The sequence below is a fragment of the Arthrobacter yangruifuii genome (assembly GCF_009192775.1).
Classification (GTDB): domain Bacteria; phylum Actinomycetota; class Actinomycetes; order Actinomycetales; family Micrococcaceae; genus Arthrobacter_B; species Arthrobacter_B yangruifuii.
The window spans coordinates 96,764-117,048 of sequence record NZ_VTFX01000005.1; the positions used below are offsets into that span (position 1 = coordinate 96,764).

At 65.4% G+C, this 20,285-nt stretch carries 14 protein-coding genes, 1 tRNA gene and 1 pseudogene; 10 read left to right on the top strand and 6 right to left on the bottom strand.

Annotated features, from left to right (window positions below):
* Window positions 1-8: 8 nt before the first annotated feature.
* From GD627_RS11430 to GD627_RS11445, 4 genes are all read left to right on the top strand, one after another.
* Window positions 9-1,241 (top strand): extracellular solute-binding protein, encoded by a 1,233-nt coding sequence (locus tag GD627_RS11430; protein WP_152272604.1) that lies wholly within the window; start codon window positions 9-11, stop codon window positions 1,239-1,241.
* Between the two features lie 71 nt (window positions 1,242-1,312).
* Window positions 1,313-2,236, top strand: a complete 924-nt coding sequence (locus GD627_RS11435) for a carbohydrate ABC transporter permease (protein ID WP_246165463.1) — start codon at window positions 1,313-1,315, stop codon at window positions 2,234-2,236.
* A 1-nt stretch (window position 2,237) separates the two neighbouring features.
* A complete protein-coding gene (locus GD627_RS11440) occupies window positions 2,238-3,155 on the top strand; it encodes a carbohydrate ABC transporter permease (protein ID WP_194266041.1) in 918 nt (305 codons plus the stop codon).
* 41 nt (window positions 3,156-3,196) lie between these two features.
* Window positions 3,197-4,378, top strand: coding sequence for an ElyC/SanA/YdcF family protein (locus GD627_RS11445; protein ID WP_152272606.1), 1,182 nt, complete (start codon window positions 3,197-3,199; stop codon window positions 4,376-4,378).
* A 55-nt stretch (window positions 4,379-4,433) separates the two neighbouring features.
* Here GD627_RS11445 and GD627_RS11450 read toward each other — a convergent pair.
* Window positions 4,434-4,507 (bottom strand) — tRNA-Arg (locus GD627_RS11450).
* A 131-nt stretch (window positions 4,508-4,638) separates the two neighbouring features.
* A complete protein-coding gene (locus tag GD627_RS11455; protein ID WP_152272607.1) occupies window positions 4,639-5,154 on the bottom strand; it encodes a MarR family winged helix-turn-helix transcriptional regulator in 516 nt (171 codons plus the stop codon).
* Window positions 5,155-5,237: 83 nt separating this feature from the next.
* Here GD627_RS11455 and GD627_RS11460 point away from each other — a divergent pair.
* A pseudogene (locus tag GD627_RS11460) lies at window positions 5,238-7,199 on the top strand (MMPL family transporter); the annotation flags it as partial.
* Window positions 7,200-7,220: 21 nt separating this feature from the next.
* Here the strand turns inward: GD627_RS11460 and GD627_RS11465 are convergent.
* Window positions 7,221-7,871 (bottom strand): hypothetical protein, encoded by a 651-nt coding sequence (locus GD627_RS11465; RefSeq protein WP_246165464.1) that lies wholly within the window; start codon window positions 7,869-7,871, stop codon window positions 7,221-7,223.
* 91 nt (window positions 7,872-7,962) lie between these two features.
* Between GD627_RS11465 and GD627_RS11470 the strand changes: the two genes are divergently transcribed.
* From GD627_RS11470 to GD627_RS11490, 5 genes are all read left to right on the top strand, one after another.
* A complete protein-coding gene (locus GD627_RS11470; protein WP_152272609.1) occupies window positions 7,963-8,766 on the top strand; it encodes an inositol monophosphatase family protein in 804 nt (267 codons plus the stop codon).
* Window positions 8,767-8,876: 110 nt separating this feature from the next.
* Window positions 8,877-11,330, top strand: coding sequence for a DNA helicase PcrA (gene pcrA, locus GD627_RS11475; protein ID WP_246165465.1), 2,454 nt, complete (start codon window positions 8,877-8,879; stop codon window positions 11,328-11,330).
* A gap of 202 nt (window positions 11,331-11,532) precedes the next feature.
* Window positions 11,533-12,702, top strand: a complete 1,170-nt coding sequence (gene sucC, locus GD627_RS11480; RefSeq protein ID WP_146362944.1) for an ADP-forming succinate--CoA ligase subunit beta — start codon at window positions 11,533-11,535, stop codon at window positions 12,700-12,702.
* A gap of 39 nt (window positions 12,703-12,741) precedes the next feature.
* A complete protein-coding gene (sucD, locus tag GD627_RS11485; protein ID WP_146362942.1) occupies window positions 12,742-13,644 on the top strand; it encodes a succinate--CoA ligase subunit alpha in 903 nt (300 codons plus the stop codon).
* Between the two features lie 78 nt (window positions 13,645-13,722).
* Window positions 13,723-15,132 (top strand): sugar porter family MFS transporter, encoded by a 1,410-nt coding sequence (locus tag GD627_RS11490; protein ID WP_152272611.1) that lies wholly within the window; start codon window positions 13,723-13,725, stop codon window positions 15,130-15,132.
* Between the two features lie 74 nt (window positions 15,133-15,206).
* Here GD627_RS11490 and GD627_RS11495 read toward each other — a convergent pair whose 3' ends face one another.
* The 3 genes from GD627_RS11495 to GD627_RS11505 form a co-directional block, all read right to left on the bottom strand.
* Window positions 15,207-16,748: an alpha/beta hydrolase family protein gene (locus tag GD627_RS11495; protein WP_152272612.1), complete on the bottom strand. Its 1,542-nt coding sequence runs from the start codon at window positions 16,746-16,748 to the stop codon at window positions 15,207-15,209.
* A 233-nt stretch (window positions 16,749-16,981) separates the two neighbouring features.
* On the bottom strand, window positions 16,982-18,877 hold the full coding sequence (locus tag GD627_RS11500) for a BCCT family transporter (protein WP_152272613.1): 1,896 nt from the start codon (window positions 18,875-18,877) through the stop codon (window positions 16,982-16,984).
* Between the two features lie 232 nt (window positions 18,878-19,109).
* Window positions 19,110-20,240, bottom strand: coding sequence for a VIT1/CCC1 transporter family protein (locus GD627_RS11505; RefSeq protein ID WP_146362934.1), 1,131 nt, complete (start codon window positions 20,238-20,240; stop codon window positions 19,110-19,112).
* Window positions 20,241-20,285 lie beyond the last annotated feature (45 nt).

Below are 20,285 nucleotides of genomic sequence, written 5' to 3' on the forward strand. Positions count from 1 at the left end.
AGGATTCAATGAAGAGCAAAGTTCGCATAGGCCTGGTGGCCCTGGCTGCCACCGGCGCCCTCGCGGTTTCCTCCTGCGGCTTCGGGGGCGACGGATCCGGTGAAGGGGACGCCAGCTCCCTGGACCTCCTCGTTCCCAGCTACTCGGACGGCACCAAGGCCCTCTGGGAAGGCGTCATCGAAGACTTTGAGGCCGCCAATGAGGGAATCACCGTCAACCTGCAGGTGGAATCGTGGGAAAACCTCGAATCGGTTCTGCAGACCAAGATCCAGGCCGGAGAGGCACCGGATATTTACAACGGGGGTGCCTTCTCGGCCTTTGCCGACGAGGGACTGCTGTATCCGGCGGAGGACGTCGCTTCCGAAGAGACGCTCAGCGACTTCCAGGAATCCTTCGCTGAAAATGAGGTGCTCGACGGCACCCAGTACGGACTGCCGCTGATCGCCTCGGTACGCGCCCTGTTCTACAACCAGGACCTGTTTGACGCTGCCGGCGTTGCAGCGCCGCCCACCACCTGGGACGAGCTGTACGCGGCCGCAAAGAAGATCTCCGATACCGGCACTCCCGGCTACGGCATGCCGCTGGGTTCTGAAGAAGCACAGGGCGAGAGCCTGATCTGGTTTGCCGGCAACGGCGGCAGCTTCGGCAGCGAAACCGAGATCACCGTCAATTCCCCGGAGAACCTGGAAGCTGCCGAGTTCATGAAGAAGATGATTTCCGACGGGGTGACGCAGCCCGATCCGGGAGCGACCCAGCGGACGCCCATGATCAACGTCTTCGCCCAGGGCCAGATCGGCATGGTGTACGCCCTGCCGCAGACGGTGGGCCAGATTGAGGAAGAAAACCCCGAACTGAACTACGGGGTGACCACCGTTCCCACCCGCAGCGGGGAGCCGGCAACGCTGGGCGTTGCCGACCGCCTGATGGCGTTCAAGAACGACGAGGACAAGCAGGAAGCCATCACTGCCTTCATGGACTTCTTCTACGCCGAGGACAACTACGTGGACTGGGTGCAGACCGAAGGCTTCCTGCCCACCACCAAGAGCGGATCCGAGGCCATGGCCAGCAACGAGGACCTGGCGCCGTTCCTTGACATGCTGCCCACCGCGGAGTTCTACCCCACCACCAACCCTGCCTGGAACAGTACGGACGGTGCCTTCAAGTCCCTCATGGGCCAGCTTGAAGACCAGGATGCCAAGACTGTCCTGGACCAGATCCAGTCCAAGGCTGACGCAGCCTGACTCCGGCCCGAAGGGGCCGCCGCTCCGGTTCGAGGCGGCGGTCCCTTCCTGTTCCAGAACGGTTTTACATGATGAGCACACTTCAGCGTCCGGGAGTGCGGACCGGCAGGAAGAAGCCGCGGAGCAATGAAAGCCTCTGGGCCGCCCTGCCCTGGATCGGCCCGGTACTGGTCCTGATCTTCGGCGTGGTGATCTTTCCCGCGGGCTACATGATCTACAGCTCCACCAGGCGGATCAGCCAGGCCGGCACGAACGTGGAGGGCGTGGGCCTGGCGAACTTCCAGACCGTGTTCGCGGATCCCAACCTGCCCCGGATCCTGCTGAACACGGTGGTCTGGGTCACCGTGGTGGTGGCCCTGACAGTCCTCATCTCCCTGGCGCTGGCCAACTTCCTGAACAAGCCGTTCCCGGGCAGGACCCTGGTCCGGATGGCCGTGGTGGTTCCCTGGGCTGCCAGCGTGGTCATGACCACCACGGTGTTTTACTACGGTCTGGACCGCGACTACGGCATCATCAACAAGTTCATGGTGGACATCGGACTCATGGACGCCGCGTACGGGTTTACCAAGAACACGACCACTGCCCTGGCTGCGGCCATCATCGTCGGCGTGTTCGTTTCCATCCCGTTCACCACTTACACCCTGCTCGCCGGATTGCAGGCGGTTCCCGGCGATGCCCTGGAAGCGGCCAAGATGGACGGTGCCGGTCCGGTCCGCACCTACTTCAGCGTGGTGCTGCCCCAGCTGCGCGGCGCGCTCGCCGTGGCCGTGCTGATCAACATCATCAACGTTTTCAATAACCTGCCCATCCTGCGGATCATGACCGGGTCCATTCCCGGCTACGGGGCAGACACCCTGATGACCTACATCTTCAAAGTGCTGCAGTTTGACCGCCGCCTGGATGTGGCGAGCGCGCTCAGCGTGGTCAACTTTGCCGTGGTCCTGGTGATCGTGGCGGTGTACGTGAAGATCGTCAAACCTACGAAGGAGGTCTGAGATGACCGTCACCGCCCCCGCGGTTCCCCCGGTTCCTCCGGTTGCCGCGCCGGTCCAGCCCCGCAGGAAGCGGTACGGAACGGATAACGTCAGTGGCCGCCGCATGTGGGGCCGGATGATCATCGGTGCCCTGATTTCACTGGTTTTCCTGACCCCTTACCTCATCATGCTGGTCGGTTCGCTGAAGACCCGGTCTGAAATCCTCTCGGTTCCGCCCGCGTACTTTCCGCAGGACGGTCTGCAGCTGGGCAACTACCAGTCCATGTGGAGCACCCCGGAAACACCGCTGACCTACAATCTGCTGTCCACCATCATCATTGCCGTGTTTGCCACGCTGCTGGTGCTGCTGGTGGCCACGCCCGCGGCGTACTACACCGCCCGGTTCCGGTTTCCGGGGAGGATGGTTTTCCTCTTTCTGGTCATCGTGACCCAGATGCTTCAGCCGGCCGTGCTGACCGCCGGGTTGTTCCGGCAGATGCTTTGGCTGGACCTCAATGACACCTGGGTGGCCATGATCCTCATCAACGCGGCGTTCAACCTCTCCTTCGCCCTCTGGATCATGCACAGCTTCTTTGCAGCCATACCAAAGGAAATTGACGAGGCAGCGCAGATTGACGGCGCGGGACGCCTCAAGGTGCTCTTCCGGATCAACCTGCCGCTGGTGTGGCCGGGCATCGTCACCGCGGTGATCTTTACCTTCGTTTCGTCCTGGAACGAGTTCGCCGCGAGCCTGGTCATTATGTCCACCGCGGAAAACCAGCCGCTCTCCGTGGCGCTGACCAAATTCATCGGGCAGTACGCCACCAGCTGGCAGTACGTCTTTGGCGTGTCCATCGTCGCGATTGTGCCGGTGATCATTCTCTTCGCCGTCATCGAGAAGCGACTGATCGGAGGGTTGACCGCCGGAGCCGTCAAATAGGACCCAGACAACCTTCGCAGCGCCCGGACCAAAGGAACCCCATGAAGAAACCAGCCGTTGGCATTCTGCTCGCATCCGTCATCGCCCTCTCGGCCTGCTCCGGCCCCGCCTCCACCGAAACCGCCACCGCGGGGACCACGGACAGTGCCTCTCCCGCTCCGAGCGCCGGGGCCGGGGCCGACGGCGGATCGGTGGACGAGCTCTTCGAACAGGTACGCAACAATGCACCCACCGGCGAGCGGATCCAGGCCCTGGAACGCATTGCCATGCACTATTACTGGTACGGGGGAGACCTGCTGCAGGCAGAGCAGGAAATCTTCAAGGGCATAACCCTGCACGGTGATTACGACGTGGTGGAGCAGGCCTTCGCCCAGGCCGTGGAAATGGATCCCTATGACACGGACCTGCGGTATTCCCTGGCGTCCGCCCAGGTGCTGCAGAAGAAGCTCCCCGAGGCCAGGGACACCTATGCCGGAATCCTCGCCCTGGACCCGGACCAGTTCAACGCCCGGCTGATGCACACGGTCTATTCGAAGGTGCTCGCAGACACCGCCGGGTATGCGGCGGGAATGGACGAAATTCGCCGGCTGGATCCGGACCGCGCTGCGGCGTTCGAGGCCAGGATCGCCTCGGTGGGGGAAATCGCGGGCAAGCCGTTCACCACGGAAGTGCCGGATGGATTGCCCGGGGACAACCATGCCTTCGTGGTCCTGGGCTATGCCCTGTCGGACTCGGGGGAGATGGAAGAGACCCTGGTTGAACGGCTGAAGGTGGCGAAGGCGGCTGCGGAAAAGTATCCGGAATCCCGGCTGATCGTCACCGGCGGCGTGCCGAAGTCCGGAGTAACCGAATCCGAGGCGATGGCCCAATGGCTGGTGGAAAACGGCATCGCCGAGGACCGCATCATCCAGGAGGGTCTCGCCACCGACACGGTCGAGAATGCGCTGTTCTCCCTGGAGCGCGCCAATGAGGCGGGCATCCGGGACGTCACCGTCATCACCAGTGCCAGCCACATGCGCCGGGCGCTGGTCGTGTTCCAGGAAACCGACCGGCTGCTCTCCCGGCTCGCGGGTACCGGGACACGCGACATCAGCCACACCGTTTACCTGGACTATGACTCCGCCGAGGAAGCGGCGGTGATGGGCCCGGATGAGGAAATGGTCATCATGCGTGACCTGATGCGCTCCTCGGGAAACTGGGCGTTTCCGGGTCTGCAGCGCTAGCGACCCGGCGGGCCACGGTCCTGGCCCCGAAAAGAACGGGACTTAAAAGAAAAAGTGCCCCCGGCCGGAATCGAACCGACGACCTGCCCTTTAGGAGAGGGCCGCTCTATCCTACTGAGCTACGAGGGCGGGCCGCCGGGTTACCGGCAAGCGGTTCCAGCTTACCCGTTTCTCCCGGCGGCCGGGTGCATCCCGTCCGGTGTGCCGTCGTCAGCGGGAGGCGCCGTCAGCGGGAGGCGCCGTCTGCGGGGGTGCCGCCGTCAGCGGGAGGCGCCGTCGGCGGGGGTGCCGCCAACCGGGGTGCCGCCGGCGTCGGGCTGCCCGCCGGTGATATGCCGCTCATAGCTCTGGCGGATGGCCAGCATAAAACTAAGGATGGTCCGCAGCTCCGTTTCGGTGTACCGGGACATGACCTCGTTGGTCAGCGAGCCGAGGGGGCCGAAGTACGCGCCGGCAAGCTGCATGGCCAGCGGTTCGAAGTGCAGGGTGACCTTCCGCCGGTCCGCATGGGTGCGGTTGCGGTGGATGTGGCCAATGCGTTCCAGCCGGTCGATCACCGCGGTGGTGGCCCCGGAGGAAGTGCCCAGGGCGGCGCTGAGCTGGCCGGCGGTCAATGCCTCATGCCGGATCTCCGCCTCCATGATGAGCACCAGTGCGCGCATGTCCGTGGCGTTGAGGCCGTGCGCATGCGCGAAAGCGTCCGCGACACGCTGCCCGTCCAGGCTCATGCCGCGGATTGCGTCGACGATCTCCCGCCGTAGCTCGTTGTTTTCCACAGCCCAATAGTAACTGGGAATTGAAGTATCTCTATATGTGAGATACTTTCGTTCAGAGATACTTAGACGGCTGGGAGAGGCACATGTATACAGGGATAGTGAAGAACGCCAAAACGGCGTGGGTCACTCTGCTGATCGGGGTGGCCGTCATTATCGGCCTGTTCGCCCTGCCGGCGGAGGAAAACGACACCACCTCGGTGGGCGGGCTGGATGACAAGTACCAGTCCACCCAGGTGGAGGAGTTGCTTCAGGAGTTCCCCGATGCGCAGGAATCCTCTGCCATCGTCGTGGTGTCCCGTGAGGACGGCGGGCCGCTGACGGACGCCGATACCGCCGCCATTGCGCAGATCAACGCGGCCGCTGCCGAGGCCGGAGCATCCGGTCCGCCGCCGCAGGTTCCGCCGGTGGTCTCGGAAAACAAGCTCGTGGCCATTGTTCCGCTGACGCTGCAGGCCGCCGCCGACGACGGTGACGCAGTGTCCGAGGAGGTCCAGGCACTGCGCGATGCCGTCTCCGAGGCTGCCCCCGAGGGTGTCCGGGCGGAACTCACCGGCGGGGCGGCGTTCACCGCGGACCTGGCCGGGGTGTTCTCCGGAGCCAACTTCGTGCTGCTGACCGTCACGGCCGGCGTCGTCGCCGTGCTGCTGCTGATCACCTACCGCTCGCCGTGGCTCTGGATTGTGCCGCTGGCGGTTGTCGGTGCCATTGAACAGCTGGCAGCCAAGGTGGTGGACCTGCTGGCTCCGGTCACCGGAATCACGGTTGACCCGTCCGCCGTCGGTATTACCAGCGTCCTCGTCTTCGGTGCCGCCACCAACTATGCGCTGCTGCTGATTGCCCGCTACCGGGAGGAGCTGCGCGTCCACGACTCGGTGTACGAGGCCATGCGCAAGGCCCTGACCCGGACCCGTGAGGCCATCATCGCCAGCGGCGGCACCGTGATCCTGGCCCTGCTTACCCTGCTGTTCACGGATACCGCCAGCTACCGCGGCCTCGGATTCTCCGCGGCCATCGGCATTGTCCTGGCCATCTTCAGTGCCCTGTTCCTGCTGCCGGTGGCCTTGGTGCTGCTGGGCCGCAAACTCTTCTGGCCCTTTGTGCCCAAGGTGGGGGACCCGGCCAAGGAAGGCAGGTTCTGGGGTCGCCTGGGTGAAGCCACCGCACGGCACCCGAAGACCATCGCGGGCACCGCCGTCGTTGTCCTGCTGGCGCTCGGCAGCGCGTTGTTCACCCTGCAGATCGGGCTCAGCGAAAACGAGCAGTTCCGCGAGAAGCCGCAGGCCGTCACCGCGGCGGAAACCCTGTCCGAGGGCTTCCCCGCCGGGTCCTCGTCCCCGGTCACCGTCCTGGTGGATACGGACGCCGTGGACGACGCCGTGGCGCAGCTGTCCGGCATCGACGGCGTCACTGCCGCCACGCCCGGCACCGAACATGACGGGCGTACCCGGGTGGAGCTGATCACCGGCTACGAGGCAGGCACCGATGAAGCCAACACCTTCATCACCGACCTGCGGGCGGATCTTGCCGGCGAGGACTACGAGGCCCTCGTCGGAGGCGAAGCCGCGCAGCGGGTGGACCAGCTGTCCGCGAACCAGCATGACACGGTGCTGGTGGGCACGTCCGTGATTGTCCTGGTGTTCCTGGTCCTGATGATCCTGCTGCGGTCCCTGGTGGCGCCGGTCCTGCTGGTTGCCTCCGTGCTGCTGACCTTCCTGGCTGCCACGGGGCTGAGCTGGCTGCTCTTCGAGAACGTGCTGGACTTCCCCGCCATGGATGTCCAGACGCTGCTCTATTCCTTCCTGTTCCTGGTGGCCCTGGGGGTGGACTACAACATCTTCCTGACCACCCGGGCCCGGGAAAACGCAGCCACGATGGGCACGAAGCAGGGCATGCTGGCAGCACTGCGCTCCACCGGCGGCGTGATTACCAGTGCCGGCATCCTGCTGGCCGCGGTGTTCGCGGTGCTCGGTGTGCTGCCGCTGGTGACCCTCACGCAGGTGGGCATCATCGTGGCCATCGGTGTCCTGTTCGACACCCTGCTGGTGCGGACCGTGGTGGTCCCGGCCCTAACCTTTGTCCTGGGCGACAAGTTCTGGTGGCCGTCCAACCCGACGGGTAAAGACGGCCACCACGGACGCCGCAAGGCTGAGCCCGAGCAGGACCCATCGGATGACCGTCAGGGTGCCCGCCAGAGCGGCGTCACCGCCGGTTAGTTCGGCCGCGCCAAGGGCATTGTCAATGGCAATGTTCTCCCACAGATCGGCCACCACGAAGAGGATCGGTGCACTGAAGAGCACCCAGCGCAGCATCCGGCGCTGGGTGTTCAGCCCGATAATCAGGAGCCAGGTCATGCCGAAAACCAGGGGAAAGAGCGTTCCCGCGGTCTTGTGCACGTAGCTGAGCTGGCCCAGGGCATCCGCGTCCATCGCAGCGCGCAGGGCGGCCAAATGGTCCTGCCCGTAGCCCAGGACCAGGGAATCGGGCATCGCCAGGCCGTCCGCGAGGTCGGTCAGCTGGCCCAGAACCAGCAGATGCAGGTACCAGAACAGGAACAGCGTTGTCACCACCCCGGCAATGACAACCAGCCCCGGGCTGCTCTTGGCCTGCGGGTTCGCGCCCGGGCCGGCAGCGGCGCCGGCCGCCCCCGGAGTGCCCGTGCGGGGAGAGCCTGCGGATGGTCCGTGTTTGGCGGCGCGCTGCGCGGCGGTTTTTCCCATAGGTACAGTATGGCTGCACCCGTCCCAGGCCCCGGGCCGCGGACGCGGGCGCGCCTGTCCCGCCCGGAGGCGGGCCGCTACGCTGGAGGTTATGACTGCCGCTGCGCTCGCCGAAGACCTGATACTGGCCGCCGACCTGGTCCGGGAGGCCGGTCAGCTTGCCCTGAAGATGCGGGCGGAAGGCCTGACCGCGAGTGAAAAAACCTCGGTGTCCGACGTCGTGACCGCTGCAGACCGCGAAGCCGAGGCGCTGGTGGTGGGCCGGCTGCGCGAGCTGCGCCCCGAGGACGGGATTGTGGGGGAGGAGGGCGCCAGCCACCAGGGCACGTCCGGCAGGTCCTGGGTTATTGACCCGGTGGACGGAACCTACAACTTCTTTGCCGGCTCCACCTACTGGTGTTCGGCGATCGCACTGCGGACCGATCCGGATCCGGACCAGGGAACGGGGGACCCGGACGTCCTGCTGGGCGCCATCTACCAGCCGCAGGAAGACCAGCTGTGGCTTGGGGGCAAGGGTTTCCCGGCAACACTCAACGGGTCGGTGATTGCCACGCCGGACGACGAACCGCTGGAGCGCCTGTCGGCCGGAACCTACATCCACCCCACCTGGCTGCTGCGCCCGGAGGTATCCGTGCCCTGGACCGCCGCGGCCTCCAAAGCTGCCACCATCCGGATGATGGGATCCGGATCCTGTGACCTGGCCCGGGTGGCCACCGGCCAGTCCGGTGCCTGGTTCCAGCACAGCTGCCCGGAATGGGACTGGCTGCCGGGCAAGGCCATTGTGCAGGCCGCCGGCGGCAGCACCGCCGTCGTCGAAGTCAACGGCTTCCGCTGGCACATTGCCGGGACCGCTTCGTCCGTCCGCGAAATCTCCGCCGCCCTGACCTCGGACTGAGGTGCCGGGGCCCAACGCCCCCGCGGCGCCTGCCCGCAGGACCTGTCCCGGGCGGGCCGGCGTCCCTGCTCGCCGGAATGTCAGCCGCAGCGCCTAGACTTAAAGCCATCATGGACTATCTCTTTGATCCACTCTTTCCCGCACCCCGCAAGAATGATCCGGCGCCAGCCGCCAAGGCACCGCATGCCGACACTGCCCGGCGGGGCTCCTCCTACGCGGACGAAAGCCGTGCCGCGGACCTGCTGCAGGGGCTGAACCCGCAGCAGGAGGAAGCGGTGAAGCACGCCGGCTCGCCGCTGCTCATCGTTGCCGGCGCCGGATCCGGCAAGACCCGGGTGCTCAGCCACCGGATTGCCTACCTGCTCGCCACCGGACGGTCCAATCCGGGACAGATCCTGGCCATCACGTTCACCAACAAGGCCGCGGCCGAAATGCGCGAACGGATCGAAAACCTGGTCGGCGGCGTCGCCAAGACCATGTGGATTTCCACCTTCCACTCCTCCTGCGTGCGGATCCTGCGCCGGGAAGCAAAAACGGTGGGGATGAATTCGAACTTCTCCATTTACGACTCCGCGGATTCGCTGCGGCTGATCACCCTGGTGGCCAAGGGCCTGGATCTGGACCCGAAACGCTTCACGCCGAAGTCCATCATGCACAAAATCTCGGCGCTGAAGAACGAACTTATTGACGAAGAGTCCTACGCGGAATCGGCCAACTCCGCGGATCCCTTCGAATCCGCCGTGGCGGAGGTCTACAAGGGCTACGCACAGCGGATGCGCCAGGCCAACGCCATGGACTTCGACGATCTGATTGCCCAGACCGTGTTCATGTTCCGCGCCTTCCCCGGCGTGGCCGAGTACTACCGCCGGCGCTTCCGGCACATCCTCGTTGACGAATACCAGGACACCAACCACGCGCAGTACGCACTGGTCCGGGAGTTGGTGGGCGGCGGGGACGACGACGCCCTTGACCTTCCCCCGGCCGAACTCACCGTGGTGGGTGACTCCGACCAGTCCATTTACGCCTTCCGCGGCGCCGACGTCCGCAACATCAATGACTTCGAAAAGGACTACCCGTCCGCGCGGACCATCCTGCTGGAACAGAACTACCGCTCCACGCAGACCATCCTCAACGCCGCCAACGCCGTGATTTCCCGTAACCCCAACCGTCCGGAGAAGCGGCTCTGGACGGCTGAGGGCGACGGCGAGAAGATTATCGGCTACGTGGGTGAGAACGAACACGAGGAAGCCCGCTTCATTGCCGAGGAGATCGACCGGCTGCAGGACGAGGAAAACCTGCGCCCGGGCGACGTCGCCGTGTTCTACCGGACCAATGCCCAGTCCCGCTCCCTCGAAGACGTGCTGGTGCGCGTGGGCCTGCCCTACAAGGTGGTCGGCGGCACCCGGTTCTATGAACGCAAGGAAATCAAGGACGCCCTGGCCTACCTGCGCGTGCTGGTGAACTCCGACGACGTCGTGAACCTGCGCCGGATCCTCAATGAACCCAAGCGCGGCATCGGTGACCGCGCGGAGTACTCCGTGGCCGCCCTGGCGGAACGTGAACGGATCTCCTTCATGGCCGCCCTGCGCCGTGCCGATGAGGCTCCGGGGCTGGCCACCCGGTCCCTGAACGCCGTGAACGGTTTCGTGAAGCTGATTGATGATCTCGCCGAGGTGGCCAGCGGTTCCGGCGCCTCCGCTGCCCTGGAGGCGGTGCTGGAACAGACCGGCTACCTGGCCCAGCTGCGCTCCAGCAGCGACCCGCAGGACGAGTCCCGGGTGGAGAACCTGGCGGAACTGGTGGCCGTGGTCCGCGAATACGAACGCGACAATCCCGAGGGCTCCCTCGGGGAGTTCCTGGAACAGGTGTCCCTGGTGGCCGACGCCGATTCCATCCCCGACGCCCCCGGCGGATCGGCCGAGGAGGTGGCCGCCGCCGTCGAGGAATCCCGCCGGCAGGGCGTGGTTACCCTGATGACCCTGCACACCGCCAAGGGACTGGAATTCCCGGTCGTTTTCCTCACCGGCATGGAACAGGGACTGTTTCCGCATCAGCGCTCCGCCACGGACCCGGCCGAACTGGCCGAGGAACGGCGCCTGGCCTATGTGGGCCTGACCCGCGCCCGTCAGCGCCTGTATCTCACCCGCTCCGAGGTCCGCAGCATGTGGGGCCAGAGCCAGTACAACCCGGCCAGCCAGTTTGTCGGTGAAGTTCCCCCGGAACTGATCGAGTGGAAGCGCGAAGGAATGGACCGGCCCACCTGGGGCGGAGGCGGCAGCATCACCTCCAGCCGCTACGGCGGATCCTCCTGGGGTGCCGGCGCACCCATGGGCACCGGCGGCAGCACCGCCAACTCGCCCGTTGCCAAGGCCATCGGACGCGTCCAGCCGCAGAAGGAAGTCGTCTCCGTTACCGCGGGGGACCGGGTCAACCACACCTCCTTCGGCTCCGGCACCGTGCTCGCGGTGGAAGGCGCCGGAGACAAGACCGTGGCCAAGGTGAAGTTCGACGTCGGCGAAAAGCGTCTCCTGCTGCGGTACGCCCCGCTGACCAAAGAGAACTGAAGGTGAAAATTCTCATAACTTACGGCGGGCAATTTCTACAAACGATAGAACTGTGTGCTTCGTCACTAAAGCGGTAGTCTGTGTTCGGCGTTCAGCGCCGAGGTACTAAAGTTCCTCGTGGGGCAGACCGGCTGGATGCATCTGCTCGGCGATCTTCCCGATCGCATGTAAACCCTACTTCGACGTAGAAGGACACTAGCCCGTGGACCTGTTTGAATATCAGGCGCGCGATATGTTTGAGGCGCACGGTGTACCCGTGCTCGCCGGAATCGTGGCGCACACTCCTGAAGAAGCCAAAGCCGCTGCTGAGAAGATCGGCGGCGTCGTAGTCGTCAAGGCGCAGGTCAAGGTTGGTGGCCGAGGCAAGGCCGGCGGCGTGAAGGTCGCCAAGACCGCCGATGAAGCTTTCGAGCACGCATCCAACATCCTCGGCATGGACATCAAGGGCCACACGGTACACACCGTGATGATCGCCCAGGGTGCCGACATCGCTGAGGAATACTACTTCTCGGTCCTGCTGGACCGTGCAAACCGCAACTACCTGGCCATGTGCTCGGTCGAGGGCGGCATGGAGATCGAGCAGCTGGCCGTGGAGCGTCCCGACGCCCTGGCCCGCGTTGCCGTGGACCCCGCCGTCGGAATCGACTCCGCCAAGGCCGCCGAGATTGTCGACGCCGCCGGGTTCGCCCCCGAGCTGCGCGAAGGCGTCATGAACGCCATCATCAAGCTGTGGGATGTCTTCACCAAGGAAGATGCCACGCTCGTTGAGGTCAACCCGCTGGTGAAGACCGGCAGCGGCGAGATCCTTGCCCTCGACGGCAAGGTCTCCCTGGATGAGAACGCGGACTTCCGCCAGCCCGGCCACGCCGCGCTGGAAGACAAGGCCGCCGCGGATCCCCTCGAGGCCAAGGCCAAGGCCAATGACCTCAACTACGTCAAGCTTGACGGCCAGGTGGGCATCATCGGCAACGGCGCCGGTCTGGTTATGTCCACTCTCGACGTCGTCGCCTACGCCGGCGAGAAGCACGGCAACGTGAAGCCGGCCAACTTCCTGGACATCGGCGGCGGAGCTTCGGCATCCGTCATGGCCGCCGGCCTGGACGTCATCCTGAATGACGAGCAGGTGAAGTCCGTGTTCGTGAACGTCTTCGGCGGCATCACCGCCTGTGACGCCGTCGCCAACGGCATCGTCAAGGCCCTGGAAATCCTGGGCGACGAGGCCAACAAGCCGCTGGTCGTCCGCCTGGACGGCAACAATGTCGACGAAGGCCGCCGCATCCTTGCCGAAGCCAACCACCCGCTGGTCACGCTGGCCACCACCATGGACGAAGGCGCCGACAAGGCTGCCGAGCTCGCTTACGCCGCTCGCTGACCCGCAGCCTGTCGAACCTTTTAGAAAGAGAATCCCCTTATGTCTATCTTTTTGAACAAGGACTCCAAGGTCATCGTTCAGGGCATCACCGGCGGCGAAGGAACCAAGCACACCGCCCTGATGCTCAAGGCCGGAACCCAGGTTGTCGGCGGCGTTAACGCCCGCAAGGCCGGTACCACGGTCACCCACGGCGACGTGGAACTGCCCGTTTTCGGCACCGTCGCCGAGGCCATGGACAAGACCGCCGCCGATGTCTCCATCGTCTTCGTGCCGCCGGCCTTCACCAAGGACGCCGTCATGGAAGCGATCGACGCCGGCATCGGCCTCGTCGTCGTCATCACCGAAGGTGTTCCCGTGCAGGATTCCGCCGAGTTCTGGGCCCACGCCCAGTCCAAGGTGGACGCCGACGGCAACCAGGTCACGCGCATCATCGGCCCGAACTGCCCCGGCATCATCACTCCGGGCGAAGCCCTGGTTGGCATCACCCCCAACAACATCACCTCCAAGGGCCCGATCGGCCTGGTCTCCAAGTCGGGCACCCTGACGTACCAGATGATGTACGAACTGCGGGATCTGGGCTTCTCCACCGCCATCGGCATCGGCGGCGACCCGGTTATCGGCACCACCCACATCGATGCCCTGGCGGCGTTCGAAGCGGATCCCGAAACCAAGGCCATCGTGATGATCGGCGAAATCGGCGGCGACGCCGAAGAACGTGCCGCTGAATTCATCAAGGCCAACGTCACGAAGCCGGTTGTCGGCTACGTGGCCGGCTTCACGGCTCCCGAAGGCAAGACCATGGGCCACGCAGGCGCCATTGTCTCCGGCTCTGCCGGAACGGCCCAGGCCAAGAAGGAAGCCCTCGAGGCTGCCGGCGTGAAGGTCGGCAAGACGCCGTCCGAGACCGCCACGCTGCTGCGCGAAGTCTACGCAGCGCTCTAGTTCCACCGCGCACGCCCCCGTCCTACGGATAAAATCCGTAGGACGGGGGTTTTGTGCGTCCAGATAAGAAAGTTCGAAATGTCCAGCTCAGTTTCTTCCGGCTCCGCCCGGGCCGCGAAAACCCCATCGCCCAGACGTGCGCTCCGCCGTGCATCGTGGATCGTTACCCTCGGCGGGTTCCTCTTCGGCTATGACACCGGCGTCATCAACGGCGCGCTGCCGTACATGCAGGACGATCTTGGCCTGACCCCCTTCACCGAAGGCCTGATCACCTCCAGCCTGCTGTTCGGTGCCGCCTTCGGCGGCGTCATCTCGGGCCGGCTGACGGACAGGCTGGGCCGGCGGAAGGTCCTGATGGGACTCGCCGTCGTTTTCCTGCTCGGAACCCTGGGCACGTCGCTGGCTCCGACCATCGCCGTGATGGTGATGTCCCGGGTGGTGCTCGGACTGGCCGTCGGCGGAGCGTCCGCTCTGGTGCCGGTGTTCCTGGCCGAACTGGCACCGGCTGAACGCCGCGGACAGATGGTGACCCGGGACCAGCTGATGATCGTGACCGGCCAGCTGGTCGCCTTCGTGGCCAACGCGGTGATCGGCAACCTCTGGGGCGAAGACCAGGGGGTCTGGCGCTGGATGCTCGTGGTGGCCACCGTGCCGGCCATCGCCCTGTGGATCGGCATCGCCTTTGTGCCGGAAAGCCCGCGCTGGCTGGCGTCCAAGGGCCGGTTCGGGGAAACCCTCACCGCCCTCAAACGAATCCGCAGCGCCGAAGCAGCGCAGACGGAATTCGACGAGGTGCGTACCCTGGCCGAAAAGGACTCCGCTCAGGCAGGCAGCCTGCGGGACTTCGCCGAGCCGTGGCTGCTGCGCGTGCTGCTCATTGGCATGGGACTGTCCATTGTCCAGCAGATCACGGGCGTGAACGCGATCATGTACTACGGCACGCAGATCCTCTCCAACGCCGGTTTCGGCACCGAAGCCGCCCTCACCGCGAACATCGCCAACGGCGTCGTTTCCGTGGCCGCAGCCATCTTCGGCATCTGGCTGCTGGGCCGGGTCCGCCGCCGCCGCATGCTGATGACCGGTTTGATCGGCACCGGGTCCTCGCTGCTGCTGATCGGTATTGTGTCCATTGTCGTTTCCGAAGGAACGGTCCGCGCATCGATCATTCTGGCGCTGACCGTGACGTTCCTGGGCTTCCAGCAGGGCGCCGTATCACCGGTGACCTGGCTGATGCTCTCGGAAATCTTCCCGTTGAAGGTCCGGGGCCTGGGTATCGGGCTGTCGGTCTTCATCCAGTGGATGACCAACTTTGCCGTCGGGTTCTCCTTCCCGATCCTGATGGACGCCATTGGCATCTCGAAAACGTTCTTCATCTTCGTGGTGCTTGGCCTGCTGGCGCTGCTGTTTGTGCGCCGCTATGTTCCGGAAACCCGCGGACAGAGCCTGGAGCAGGTGGAAGAACAGCTGCGGGCCGCCGGCACCAGGTAACCGCCGGGACGTCCGTACGACGAGGAGAGGGACCCTGCCGCCGGCAGGGTCCCTCTCCTCTTTCGGAGGCCGGCTTAGGGGATGGCCGGGTAGGCCGCGACCGTAGGCACTGTCACCGACGCGGTGAAGCTGGTCAGGGCAGTGGCTTTCGGAAGTGCATAGACGGAGGTGGCCGGCGTAACCTGCAGCACCAGCCGGCTGGCAGCCGTGACCGTGTAGGACACCTCTTCCAGGGGCACGGTCACGGTGTGCTCCCTGCCGTCCAGGATGAGCGGCACGGGGGTGACCTGGTTGCCCAGCGCCAGGGATGCCCGCGCCTTGTCGATGATCTGGGCATACACGTGCGTGCTGCCCTGCGGCGCATAGCCGCGGTAGGTGAGGCTCAGCTGGGGAGCCCCGAACACCGACGTCGAAACCGCCGGTGAGGCAATCGGCACGTTGACCGCCACCGGTGCCGCGGCCGCCGCCACCACAACGCCGCTGATGGCGGCCGGGGAGAGGACGATCGAGCCCTTTCCTGTGCCGGACAGGGCTCCCGTGGCCGCCGGGTAGCCGGGCGCTCCGCGGGTCACGCCGGCCTGGTCGATGAACTGGAACGCAGCACCGGTGTCCACCGGCTCGTTGCGCAGATAGCGGGCAAACCAGTTCAGGACCGCCGGGGTGATGCGGTCCGGTCCGGCCGTGGAGTTGCACAACCCGTGCCCGCCGCAGAACTGCAGCATCTTGGTGGGCGTGCCGGTGCTGCTGATCAGCTGATAGTTCCGCGTGGCTTCATTGAGGGTAAAGAGCGTGTCCGCGGTGCCCTGGATGATCAGGGTGGGGGCCGTGATCGAGGTGAACATCGTGTCCGGGGTCAGGGATTCGAAATAGGCAATCGACGCGGGGCTGAGCCGGTTGGGGTAGGTCAGGCCTTCCTTGCAGGCCTGGCGGACCGGGGCGGCAAGGGCTCCCTGGTTCCCTACGAGGGACCCCAGCTGGCCCAGTGCGGTTCCTTCGGCGCAGAGCAGGGCGCCCCAGCCGCTCTTGAAGGATCCGGCCTTGTACAAGCTGGAGGTCAGGTCATTCCAGGCGATGGTGGGCGTGATGGCATCCACCCGCTGGTCCTGGGCGGCAAGGACAAACTGGATGCCGCCGCCGTAGGATGCGCCCGCCATACCAAGCACCGGATCGCCCGGCGCGTCCAGGCTGGCTTCAGGCTGGGCGGCAATGTAATCGATAAGGGCCGAGCCGTCCCGGCCTTCGTAGGCCGGGTTGTTGACGTACGCCTCACCGCCGCTGAGCCCGAATCCGCGGGGATCCCACGTCACCACGTTGTATCCGGCGTTGCGCAGCGGTGCGATGCCGATGGAGCCGATCAGCGTGCTGGTGGTGGTTCCGGGCAGGCGCCCGCCGGGCAGCCCGAACCCTGGCCCCACCATCACGGTAGGTGCCTGCTGGCCGGCGGCCAGCCCGGTGGCCGGGAAGAAGTTGGTATGGATGGGCGTGCCGTCAAAGCTGGTGACTACGACGTCGGTGCGGACGGCAGGTGCCGCGGGTGCTGCAATAGCGGGGGCAGCGGCCAGGGATGTGCCCACCAAAGTGGCGGATATCCCCAAAACAGCCAGATATTTCCTCATAGTGACCTCATTGTCGTGCGGAAGGGCTGATAGTTACCGGATGGTAACTTACGGAGGCTATGAAGAACGGGAGGCGGGCACAAGCCTTCCGGCACACATCAGGCTCTGCGGGGGTGCATTTCGCGGTGGTCTATTGAACACCGTCGCGGTGGCTGGTAGGGGTCGCTTTCACCGGAGAACACAACGGCGGCGGCACGGAATCCGTGCCGCCGCCGTTGTGTTTTCCCGAAATGCTACTTGCGTGCCGGCCCGGCCGGCGGCTGGGTGCCGTCGTCGTGCTCGGTGGTGTGCAGGTCGAAGGAGGAGCCGTGCTCCTCCACGCCCGACTGGATGGCCCGGCCCACCACCGACACGGCAAGCCGGCGGCGCAGCGACAGCGGGTCCTTGGCCAGGTCCTTGGCCAGGGCAACGGTCAGCAGCAGCATGACCACCGCGAACGGCAGGGCCGCCACAATGGTGATCCGCTGCAGGCCGTCCAGTGCTTCGGCAGGCTCGTCACCGCCGGCCAGGAGCATCACCGCCGCGACGGCACCGGTCAGCACGCCCCAGAAGACGATGACGCCGCGGGACGGATGCTCGGCCCCGTTGGAGCTCAGCGACGCCATGATGATCGAAGCGGAATCCGCACCGGTGACGAAGAAGATGGCCACCAGCACCATGGCGAGGATGCCTACCGCGGCTGCCAGCAGGTTCGGCATGGGCAGTGCGGTGATGAGGTCGAACAGCGAACCGTCAAAGTCGATGCTGGGCTCGCCGTCGACCATAGTGGTCAGTCCGGGCGTGCCGGCGGCGTCAGCGTTGCGCTGGGTTCCGATGGCGGCGCCGCCGAAGATGGAGAACCAGACCACGCTGACCACGAAGGGAACAATCAGCACGCCGGTGACGAACTGGCGGATGGTGCGGCCACGGCTGATCCGGGCAATGAACATGCCGACGAACGGTGTCCAGGACAGCCACCAGGCCCAGTAGAAAATGGTCCAGCTGGAGAGCCAGGCGCGCATTGATTCGTCGCCGGAAACCTCAGTGCGGGAGGCCATGGAGGCGAGGTTGGTGACGTAGTCGCCGATGGCTGCCGGAACCACGTTGAGGATGAACAGGGTCGGTCCGACCACGAAAACGACGGCGGCCAGCACCACGGCGAGGACCATGTTGATGTTGGACAGCCACTGGATGCCGCGCGAAATGCCGGAAACGGCAGAGGCCACGAAGCAGCCGGTCAGAATGGCGACAATGGCGACCAGGACGGTGGTCCCGGCGGTCCCGAGGAACCCGACGGACTGCAGGCCGCTGCCGATCTGGAGGGCGCCCAGTCCCAGCGAAGCCGCGGTGCCGAAGAGCGTGGCGAAGATGGCGAAGATGTTCAGCACCTTGCCCAGGGCGCCGTCCACGCGCTTCGCACCGAAGAGCGAGGTGAAGGCCGAGGAAATCAGCTGCCGGCGGCCGAGACGGTAGGTGCCGTAGGCCATGGCAATGCCCACGACGGCGTACATCGCCCACGGATGCAGGCCCCAGTGGAACAGCGAGGTTCCCATGGCCGTCTGCAGCGCTTCGGGTGTCTGGCCCTCAACCGTGCCGGGGGGAGGGGAGATGTAATAGAACAGGGGTTCGGCCACGCCGTAGAACATCAGGCCGATGCCCATGCCTGCCGCAAACATCATGGAGATCCATGAAACGGTCTTGAACTGCGGCTCTTCGCCGTCCTTGCCCAGCGGAATCCTGCCGTAGCGGCCCACTGCCAGCCAGATCACGTAAACCACGAGGAACGAGGCCAGCAGGACGAAGAACCATCCGGCGTTGGTAATCACCCAGTCCAGCGCAGTCTGCGAGACGGAGGAGAGGTTTTCGGTGGCGAAGAAGCCCCAGGCAATGAACGCCAGGGCAAGGGCGCCGGTGACCGCGAAAAGCACCTTGTCCAACTTTGCCGGAATGCCTCGGCTGAGCGCCGCTTCCTGTTCGCGCTGTCCCTCGATCATCTGCTGGACGAGTTCGTGTTCCTGCTCCACGATGGGGATCGATGACGAGGAGGGATCCTCCGTTGTCACGGAGGAGTGGGTGGTGGCGGGGACCGGCGCGAGGGGATCTCCCGCGTGCCTGCCGGCGTCGTGCGGTGGACCTTCAGTGGTAGCCATAGGCCTTCCTTATGTCAGCGCAAAAGGGCCCGAACCCTCGTCGAGGATCCGGGCAGACAGACGGCAGCCACTCTTGATGTCAGCATGCGCGGAGGGTTCCCCGTCCGCGGAGAATCTATAAAGTAACGCTGCCAGACGTCTGCGTCCCTTTACATAATTCGCGAGCGTTTCACTCTCAGCCTCTCGGCCCACGGCGCGTCAAGTCAAATTGAACACCCGGAATTCGGGGGTGTCAGAGCGCCGTAGTGCCGAAGATCATGCCCAGCAGATATGTAGCCCCCGCAGCGCCCAGGCCGATGGCGAGCTGGCGCAGTGCCCGCTTGAGCGGGGAGGCTCCGGAGAGCAGGCCGACGACGGCGCCGGTCATCAGCAGCGCGAGCCCTACCAGGATGCAGGACAGGGTGACCGCGGTTGTACCGGTCAGGCCGAACAGGTAGGGCAGTACCGGAACCACTGCACCGGAGGCGAAGAAGCAGAAGCTGGACGCGGCGGCACCGAGGCCGGTCCCCACGGACTCGTGCTCGTCCCGCTTGCCTTCGTTATCGGCTTCGGGGTTGAGGGAGAAACTCGGGTCGCAGTCGCAGCTGAACAGGCCCATCCGTTCGGCCGCACGGTGCTCGGCGGCTTCTTTGGTCATGCCGCGCGCCCGGTACACCAGGACCAGTTCGTTGGCGTCAATGTCCAGGGACTTCGCGGCCGAGAGCGTGATCTGGGTGGGCTGGGAGGCTTCCAGGAGTTCACGCTGGGACCGGACCGAAACGTATTCACCCGCCCCCATGGACAACGCGCCGGACAGCAGGCCGGCCAGGCCGCTGATCAGGATGAAGGTGCTGGACACGCCGGTGGCGCCGATGCCCATGATGAGAGCCAGGTTGCTGACCAGCCCGTCATTGGCGCCGAACACTGCGGCCCGGAAGTTTCCCGACAACCGGGTCCGTCCCCTGGTCGCCAGACCCCGGATCACTTCTTCGTGGATTTGTTCATCGGCAGCCATCGCGCTTGTGGCGTTGGGATCCTGGGCATAGGGGGAGCGTGCCTCGGCGCGCTGCGCCAGTGCCAGCACGAAGACGGAACCGAAACGGCGGGCCAGCAGCCCGAGCATCCGGTTGCGGAAGGAGGCGCGCGTGGGGCGTCCGGCGTCGTCGCCCAGCAGGGTCCGCCAGTGCTCCTCATGCCGTCCCTCGGCCTCGGCCAGCGCCAGGAGGATGTCGCGTTCTTCACCCTCGCGGCGTTCGGCCAGGTACCGGTAGGTGGCCGCTTCGGCCCGCTCATCGGCGAGGTACTGCCGCCAGCGCTTCAGATCTGCGTTGGACGGCGAAGCGGGGTCGCTGGAGTAAGGCTCCGGCGGGGAATCGGAAGTCACGGTGCTCCTGACAGGGACCGGAAAGGGGGAATCCGGTCAGTGAAT

Bases quoted from the DNA above. Each gene is read 5' to 3' on its own strand.
- GD627_RS11430 (WP_152272604.1), top strand. From the start codon at position 9: ATGAAGAGCAAAGTTCGCATAGGCCTGGTGGCCCTGGCTGCCACCGGC.
- GD627_RS11435 (WP_246165463.1), top strand. From the start codon at position 1,313: ATGAGCACACTTCAGCGTCCGGGAGTGCGGACCGGCAGGAAGAAGCCG.
- GD627_RS11440 (WP_194266041.1), top strand. From the start codon at position 2,238: ATGACCGTCACCGCCCCCGCGGTTCCCCCGGTTCCTCCGGTTGCCGCG.
- GD627_RS11445 (WP_152272606.1), top strand. From the start codon at position 3,197: ATGAAGAAACCAGCCGTTGGCATTCTGCTCGCATCCGTCATCGCCCTC.
- GD627_RS11465 (WP_246165464.1), bottom strand. From the start codon at position 7,871: ATGGGAAAAACCGCCGCGCAGCGCGCCGCCAAACACGGACCATCCGCA.
- GD627_RS11470 (WP_152272609.1), top strand. From the start codon at position 7,963: ATGACTGCCGCTGCGCTCGCCGAAGACCTGATACTGGCCGCCGACCTG.
- pcrA (WP_246165465.1), top strand. From the start codon at position 8,877: ATGGACTATCTCTTTGATCCACTCTTTCCCGCACCCCGCAAGAATGAT.
- sucD (WP_146362942.1), top strand. From the start codon at position 12,742: ATGTCTATCTTTTTGAACAAGGACTCCAAGGTCATCGTTCAGGGCATC.
- GD627_RS11490 (WP_152272611.1), top strand. From the start codon at position 13,723: ATGTCCAGCTCAGTTTCTTCCGGCTCCGCCCGGGCCGCGAAAACCCCA.
- GD627_RS11495 (WP_152272612.1), bottom strand. From the start codon at position 16,748: ATGAGGAAATATCTGGCTGTTTTGGGGATATCCGCCACTTTGGTGGGC.
- GD627_RS11500 (WP_152272613.1), bottom strand. From the start codon at position 18,877: ATGGCTACCACTGAAGGTCCACCGCACGACGCCGGCAGGCACGCGGGA.